Source organism: Gemmata sp. (genome assembly GCF_051859125.1).
In the GTDB taxonomy this organism is placed as follows: domain Bacteria; phylum Planctomycetota; class Planctomycetia; order Gemmatales; family Gemmataceae; genus Gemmata.
Genome location: NZ_JBHYGG010000145.1, coordinates 1 through 7,711 on the forward strand (window position 1 = coordinate 1; position 7,711 = coordinate 7,711).

General features: G+C 67.8%; 7 protein-coding genes. All 7 read right to left on the reverse strand.

Translation table 11 applies throughout. From position 1 onward, the window contains the following. Positions 1-47: 47 nt before the first annotated feature. Positions 48-500: an IS200/IS605 family transposase gene (tnpA, locus tag ACTIGN_RS14380; RefSeq protein ID WP_439624950.1), complete on the reverse strand. Its 453-nt coding sequence runs from the start codon at positions 498-500 to the stop codon at positions 48-50. A gap of 257 nt (positions 501-757) precedes the next feature. Further along, positions 758-2,059: a DUF1501 domain-containing protein gene (locus tag ACTIGN_RS14385; protein WP_439624952.1), complete on the reverse strand. Its 1,302-nt coding sequence runs from the start codon at positions 2,057-2,059 to the stop codon at positions 758-760. A 3-nt stretch (positions 2,060-2,062) separates the two neighbouring features. Further along, positions 2,063-2,482 carry a type II toxin-antitoxin system VapC family toxin gene (locus ACTIGN_RS14390; RefSeq protein ID WP_439624954.1) on the reverse strand — a complete coding sequence of 140 codons (420 nt, stop codon included), beginning with the start codon at positions 2,480-2,482 and terminating at the stop codon, positions 2,063-2,065. After that, complete coding sequence (locus ACTIGN_RS14395) at positions 2,479-2,682, reverse strand: hypothetical protein (protein ID WP_439624956.1); 204 nt, start codon at positions 2,680-2,682, stop codon at positions 2,479-2,481. Before ACTIGN_RS14395 ends, ACTIGN_RS14390 begins: the two co-directional genes overlap by 4 nt. Before the next feature lie 65 nt (positions 2,683-2,747). After that, entirely contained in the window at positions 2,748-5,162 is a 2,415-nt protein-coding gene (locus ACTIGN_RS14400; protein ID WP_439624958.1) for a DUF1549 domain-containing protein, read from the reverse strand. Positions 5,163-5,563: 401 nt separating this feature from the next. Further along, positions 5,564-6,607, reverse strand: a complete 1,044-nt coding sequence (locus ACTIGN_RS14405) for a DUF933 domain-containing protein (protein ID WP_439624960.1) — start codon at positions 6,605-6,607, stop codon at positions 5,564-5,566. Positions 6,608-6,760: 153 nt separating this feature from the next. Next, positions 6,761-7,552 (reverse strand): MBL fold metallo-hydrolase, encoded by a 792-nt coding sequence (locus ACTIGN_RS14410; protein WP_439624962.1) that lies wholly within the window; start codon positions 7,550-7,552, stop codon positions 6,761-6,763. Between the last annotated feature and the right edge of the window lie 159 nt (positions 7,553-7,711).

Consider the following 7,711-nt stretch of genomic DNA (forward strand, 5'->3'; position numbering starts at 1 on the left):
CGCTCGGCGCTCGGGCTCGGACCAATACGAATCCCACAGATCCGGGATCAGTCCCAAAGGTACGTCTCGTCGAAGTCGATCCCGTGCTTCCGGAGCAGCCCCCGCAACTCGTCCTGGAACGACATCTTCTTGTGGTGCGCGGCCTGTCTCTCGATGTACGCCCTCACCCGCCCGGTTTTCGAGTGGCTCACGGTGAACGCACCGTACCCCGACTGCCACCAGAAGTCGCGAGCGTCGGGGAACGTGTCGTGAACCCACCCCGAGGAACCCGCCTTGAGGTCACGCACCACGTCCTTCAGCGCCGGCTCCTGCCGCAGCGTGACGAGCAGGTGAACGTGGTCCTCGACGCCGCCGATCTGCAGCGGGATGCCGCCCAGACCGCGGACGCCGCCCCCGAGGTACTCCCATAATCGCGGTTGTAGTTCCGGGGTGATGGTCGGGAGCCGGTGCTTGGTGCTGAACACGAGGTGGTAGTGCAGGCAGGTGTACGTCTGCGGCACGGGACACCTCGGGTGTTCGGTCGCCCCTCCGGGGCTGTGCTCCTCATTCGCCCCCGGTCCAGGGGTTTGCTCGCTGCACTCGCCGCACCCCTGGCTACCGTCGGTCGTCGCTCCGCGACTGCAAGAACCAGATCGCCAGGGGGCGTTCCCGTGAACTCAGCCCCGGAGGGGCGACCGAAGGTAGCCAGGGGTGCGGTGCCGGCTCTGCGGCACAAACCCCTGGTCCGGAGGCAATGCGAACGACCCCATGGTCCGCCTCAACCCACGAGTTCGCGGATCGGGTCGCCCTCGGCGAGGACGGGCATCGGGCGCTTGCCGTCGTCGTAGAACACGTGGCGGTGGTCGATCCCGAGGACGTGGTACATCGTGCTCAGCACGCACCCCGGGGTGTACGCCTTCGAGGTCGGGTACGCGGCGGTCGAGTCGGTGGTGCCGATCGCCTGGCCCATCTTCAGCCCGCCGCCCGCGTACAGCACGCTCATCGCGCCCGGCCAGTGGTCGCGGCCCGCGTCCTTGTTGATCTTCGGCGTGCGGCCGAACTCTCCCATCGCCATCACCAGCACGTCGTCCTGCAAGCCGCGGTCGCACAGGTCTTCCACGAGCGCCGACACGCCCGCGTCGAACTGCGGGAGCAGCTTCTTCTTCAGCTCGGTGAAGTTGTTCGCGTGCGTGTCCCACCCGCCGCCGGCCTGGATCGACACGAACGTGACGCCCGCCTCGACGAGCCGTCGCGCCAGCAGGCAGCTCTGGCCGAGGTCGTTGCGGCCGTACTTGTCGCGGAGCTTGGCGGCCTCCTTGTTCACGTCGAACGCCTGCTGCGCCTTCGTGTTCGTCACCATCTCCATCGCGTCGCGGTAGAACGTGTCGAGCCCGCTGATGTCGCCCTTGGCGTCCACGTCGCGGCGGAGCGTGTCGATGTCGGCGACGAGCTTCTTGCGGTTCTCCAGGCGCTCGGCGCTGACCCGGCCCGGCAGCCGCAGGTTCCGCACCTGGAAGCCCGCGTCGTTCGGGGTGGCGTCCGGGGTGAACGGGTTGTACGACGCGCCGAGGTACGCGGCGCTGCCGAACGGCACCTTCCGCGGGAGGTTCACGTAGGCCGGCAGGCCCGGGTCGTTCGCGCCCTTGAGCTTCGCGACGACCGACCCGGTGCTCGGGTAGATGTTGTCGTTCACCTCGATGGTGGCGTGGTACCCGGTCTGCATCCACTGCGAGCCCATGCCGTGGCCCGCGTTCGTGTGGTACGCCGACCGCACGACCGAGAGCTTGTCGAACATTTTGGCCTGAAGCGGCAACAGTTCGCCGATCTGGATGCCGGGCACGTTGGTGCTGATCGGCTTGAACTCGCCGCGGATCTCGGCCGGCGCGTTCGGCTTCAGGTCGTACATGTCGATGTGCGACGGCCCGCCGGCCTGCCAGATGAGGATGACCGACTTCTCGTTGCTGGTCGGCGACTGCCCCGCCCTGGCGCGGGCCGCGAGCAACCCCGGGAGCGTCAGCCCGCCGAGGCCCAGCGCCCCGACGCGGAGGAACGAACGGCGGCTGGTGGCGAATTCGAGCATGGGTTAGTCCATCCAGTTTTCGAAGCGGAGTCCGGGAATCTGCTCGTAATCTTGTCTGTTTGCGGTCAGCAGCAGTGCATCGTTGGCGATCGCGATCGCCGCAATCTTCCGGTCGGATTTTGAGATCTGGATGCCGCCGTACTGGTCCAGGAGGTCCACTGCCGCCTCCGTGAGGAGGGCGATGTGGTACGGGTGGAGAAAGTCGAACAGTCGGGCCAGTTCGTGGTACGCCGCGATTTGACGGCGGGGTTGCCGTTCCTTCGCGAGTACCGCCATCCATCCGCGCATCTGCTCCTCGACGTTGACCACCGTCGTGCCGACGACCTCATCAACAACGGCACCGAGTCTGGCGCGCAACCGCAGAGATCGCTCGCCGGTCGTGTACTTGAGAGCCGTCAGGTGATCGCTGTCGAGCTGGATCATTCCGAGCGTCCCTCGCGAACCGCCCGGCGCTCCGCTTCCCGCATCGCGGCCACTTCGTCATCGATCTGCTTCATGACCTCGCTGCCGTCGAACATGCCGACGCTCCGCCGCCAGTCCTTCTTGGGTGCGTCGCGTTCGGCAAACTTCTGTTCGAGCGCCTCGATCCGCTTCTCCAGGGATTCGATCGTCGCTTCGCTCATGACCGTTCCTCAAGCCGGTGCCAGTTCCGCAAGCAATTCTACGGGTCCAGACTTCCGCCCCTGGGTCAGTGGTTGAACATGAACTCGCGGGTGTTAAGGACGGCCCAGAGGACGTCCTCGGCGGCGCGTTGCTTGTCCTTCGCGTTGTCGATGTACTCGGTCAGCCGCTTCTGCTCGGCGGCGGTGGGGCGGCGGCTCAGGGCCGTCAGGTAGAGGTCCTCGATGACCTCGGTCGCGGGCTTCTTGTCCTTGAACAGCTTCGCGATGCGGCCGTTGCCGTCGGCGATCTTCCCCTCGATCTCCTCGGAGTTCGCCAGCAGCAGCACCTGCCCGAGCGTCGCGCCGGTGCTTCGCTCGCACTCGCACACCGTCACCCGCTTCGGCCGGTCGAACGTGTCGAGGAAGTACGACCCGAACCCCTCGTGCGGCAGGTCGATGGCGCGGGCGTTGGCGCTCACGCCCTGGAACCCGCCCTTGGTGCCGCAGGTCGCGTTCACCGCGTCGAGGAACACCTCGGCCGGCATGCGGCGGGCGTAGTAGCGGGCGAAGTTCTGCCGGTCGTGCCGGTTGCCGTCGGTCGGCTCGGCGCTCAGTTGGTACACGCGGCTGTTGGCGATCGTGCGGATCGTGTGCTTCACGTCGAACTTGTGCGCCACGAAGTCCTTCGCGAGCCAGTCGAGCAGTTCGGGGTTCGACGGCGGGTTCGTCTCGCGCAGGTCGTCCACCTCGTTCACCAGCCCGCGACCCAGGAAGTGGCCCCACATGCGGTTCGCCAGCGACTGCGAGAAGAACGGGTTCTCGGGCTTCACCATCCAGTCGACGAGGCCGTGGCGGGGGTCCTCGTCGGGCGAAAACTTCCCGCGCGGGCCGTCGAGGAACTTCGGCTCGGGCGTCTTGCCGGTGGTGGGGTCCTTCTCGCCGGTCGTCGGCGTGGCCGAGGCGTAGTACGGCGGCGGCTGACCGAAGTTCTTGCGGCCGAGGCGGGTGAAGAACCCGGCGAAGCCGTAGTAGTCGGCCTGCCCCCAGCGCTCGTAGGGGTGGTGGTGGCACTTGGCGCACTGGAGCCGCGTGCCGAGGAAGATCTGCGCGACGTCGGCCGTCACCTGGTGCAACTGGTCGTCGCGGTTCTGCCACAGCCAGTTCACGGCCGGCGCGTCCTGCCACTCGCCGGCGGCCGCCACGATGCCGCGAACGAACTCGTCGTACGGCCGGTTGCGGGCGACCGAGTCCTTGATCCAGCGGTGGAACGCGACCGCGGCTTGATCGGCCCCGGCCAGGTTCGAGTTCCGGAGGATCGCGCCCCACTTCAGCGCGAAGAACGCCGGGTAGTCGGGCGAGTCGAGGAGCTTGTCGATCAGCTTCACGCGCTTGTCGGCGGCCTTGTCGTCGAGAAACGCCTTCGCTTCAGCGGGAGTCGGCAGCCGGCCGCACAGGTCGACCGTGACGCGGCGAACGAACGTCGCGTCGTCGCACGTCGGGCTCGGCTTCAGGCCGAGCTTCTTCCACTTCGCGAGCGCGAGTTCATCGACCTTGTTGATCGGCACGAACTCGGGGATCGCCGCCAGCGCCGGGCCGTGCGGGACGATCGCCTTGAACACGGCGACGTACCCCATGTGCCGGGCCATCACCGCCGCCTCGCCGCGCTCCTCGCCCGCCTTCACCAGCCCGTCGGCGTCCACGCCCGCGACCGGGTCGAGGTTGCTGAAGAACTCGGACTGCCGGGTCACGTCGCGGGTCGAGCCGTCGGAATACTCCGCGACCACCGCGAGTTGTTGGCGCTGCTTCGGTTGCAGCACGAAGTCGGTCGGCGTCACGCGGAGCTTCACGACCTTCGGCACCTCGGGGGCCGATGCCGGGGTGCCGGCGATCATCCACTGCTTGATGACGAGGTAGTCGGTGCTGTCGGGCGGGAGCCGCTTGCCGCCGCCGTGGGGGACCGTGCCGGCCCCCTTCTGGAGGAACAGCGACTGGTCCGGGTTGGCCGGGAACAGCCGGCGGCCGCGGGCCTCGCGGGTGATCGCGGCGTAGTCGAAGTCGGTGTCGAACCCGAACAGCGAGAGCTTGAACCCGTTCTGCCCGGACGCCTTGCCGTGGCACCCGCCGGCGTTGCACCCGTGCTTGCTGAGCAGCGGCATCACCTCGGTGCGGAAGTCGACGCGGCGGCCGGTGCCGAACTTCACCGCCACCGGCACTTCGAGCGCGTCGCCGCCGCGCGTGATGCTGATCTTCGCGGACCCGTCGCCGGCCGCCCAGACGTACCCCTTGGCGTCCACCTTCGCGACCGCCGGGTTGCTGCTGGCGTAGGTCGCCTCGCGGGTCACGTCGCGGGTGCCGTCGGAGACGAGCAACTGCTGCCCGGCGAAGGCGTCCGGGAGTTCGACCTTCGCGGCCGAGCAGGTGATCGCGGCCGGCGCGGAGTTCGACCCGAGCACGGCGACGAGCGCGGCGACCCAGAACGGGCTCAGGGGGGACTTGTGCATGTGCGGCGGGCCGGCGGGAGGGATGTTCTGGCGGGACGTCTTGCGACGCTGGTTGAAGTGTACTCGGACCGCGGGCCGCCCGCAAGCGGCCGGCTCCGCCTTCTGGTCGGGCGGGTGTGCCGCGGGATTCCGGGCTGATGAGGATGCGGCGTATTCCGTCGGCGTGGTGGTGAGGAGAATGGTTCCGGGCGACTCCCCCACCCCACGTCCGGAACCATTATGAAGTCCGGAATCATCCCATTCGTCCGGAATAAAGAGCGTCATACCGATCAGCGAATTGAGCCCTCGGGACGCATGTCTCTCACCCCGCAACTCTTGCGGTGAGGCCGATCGGGCCTGGAGCGTCCGGAGGTCGCACGATTCCGGAACCCCGGGGCACACCCTGGTCGGGCCGCGCGGTGTCAACTGCTCTTGAGGATGTCCATGATGTCGGCGTCCTTGACGATGTAGGTCTTCCCCTCGGTGCGGTGCAGCCCCTTGGCCTTGGCCTCCTTCTCGGAGTACCCGCACGCGACGAAGTCGGCGAAGCCGATGACGTTGGCCCGCACGAACTTCTCGCTCAGGTCGGTGTGGATGCACCCGGCGGCCTCGACCGCCTCGCACCCCGCGGGGATCGACCAGGTCCGGCACTCGTCGGTGCCCACGGTGAAGAACACGTTCCGCCCGACGCCGTAGAACATCGCGCGGATCGTCGCGGCCCGCTTGAACTCGGCGACCCCCAGGTCGGCCATGAACGCGGCCCGGTCCTCGGCCCCGAGCGCCGCCAGCTCCAGTTCGAGCTTCACGGGGGCCTGGACCGCGTTCGGGGCGAGGGCCAGCAGGTCGGCCGGGAGCGGGTCGTTGAACCCCGAGTCCCCGCGGTTCACGAACACGATCTCGGGCTTGAGCGTCAGCAGCGTGAAGCTCCGGACCGACTTCTCCTCGTCCGGGCTCAGCCCCAGGCCCGACGCGGGGGTGCCGGCCTCGAGCCCCGCGTTGATCCGCCGCATCAGCGCCATCTCGGCCTCGTCGGCCTCGACCTCCTTGGCCGGCCGCGCCTTCTTCTTGAGCGTGGTTTCGAGCTTCGAGACGCGGTTGCCGACGATCTCCATGTCGGCGTAGAGGCACTCCTCGCGGAACTTGACGAGCTGGGTTGCGAAGTCGGTGCGGGTGAACCCGTCGAGGACGACGACCATGCCGTTCGCCTCGCGGATGATCCCGAGCCGGCGGGCGTTGTCCTTCTGGTCGCCGGGCGTCAGCCCCGGCGTGTCGAGGACCGACACCTTGGTGAACGTGGTCTTCTTCGGCTTGAGGACGCCGGCGATCTGCGCGAGCCGGTCGTCGGGCACGTCGGCCATCGCCGTCTGCCCCTGCTGCACCTTCGACGGGTCCGGCGTCTCGCCGGTGAGCCACTGGAACACGGTGCTCTTGCCCGTCCCGGAGTACCCGACGAGGCCCATTTTCATGGTAGTGGAGAGTGTTGTGAGTGTTTCGTGTTGGAGAGTGTTGTGAGCGTCTTGTGTTGAAGAGCGGTGGGGGTGTTCGTGCGGCCAACGTGGAGTCGAGCGGCCCAGCACTCAACACACGGAAAACTCCCAACACTCTCCAACACGAAACACTCACAGCGACGGCATCTTCCCCGCGGCGATGTCCTTCTCGTGGGCGTCCTGGAGCGGCCACGCGACGGCGCACGTCCCGAAGTCGGCCATGTACTGGTACTTCGTGATCCGGTCGATGGTCGCCTGGAGCATCTTCGGGTCGCGGCGGAACACCGGGCCGTGGCTCGGGAGTAGGAACTCGGCGTCGTCGTCTCGGATGCGGGTGAGCGACTTGATGTAGTCCGGGATGTTCGACCCGTGGTGCGCGTCGATCGCGCCCACGCACCCGTCGCGGTAGATGTTGTCGCCGCTGAACAGCAGGTTGTCGAGCCGGAAGCTGAGCTGGCCCGGGGTGTGGCCCGGGGTGGACCACACCCGGAGCTTCCGCTTGCCGACCTTGATGTCGGTCCCCTCGTCGATCTTCACGTCGATCTTGCACGGGGGCATGCCGCCCTCGATGTGGAAGTCCTGCGCCGGGATGCTGGCGTAGGTCTCGACGGCGTCGCCGGCCTCCAGCACGGCGGCCGCCCGGGGGTGCGCGGCGGTCTTCGCCTTCAGGCGGGTGCGGGCCTTGGCGAGCCCCTGGACGTGGTCCGCGTCGGCGTGCGTGGCGATCAGCAGCTTGCACTTCGACAGCGGGAAGTCGAGTTCGCGGACCAGCTCGATGACCTCTTCGAGCGTGTCCTCCTGGCCGACGTCGATCAGCGCCCACTCGGTGCCGCCGTCGATCAGGTAGATGTTGACGCCGAACGACCGGGCGGCCTGGAGGTTCAACTCGATCACGCCGTCGAACAGGTACTTCCGCTCGATCATGTCCGTAGCCCTCTGCGGTACTCGTGTTCATCTTACACGAAGCGGCCGCGGGTGGCCGATCGGGCCTCGGGCGAACGGGGGGCCTGTGGATTTTGGCGAGCGGGGGACGTGAGTCCCCCGGTGGATGAGAATCGCGGTTCTACCGGGGGACTCACGTCC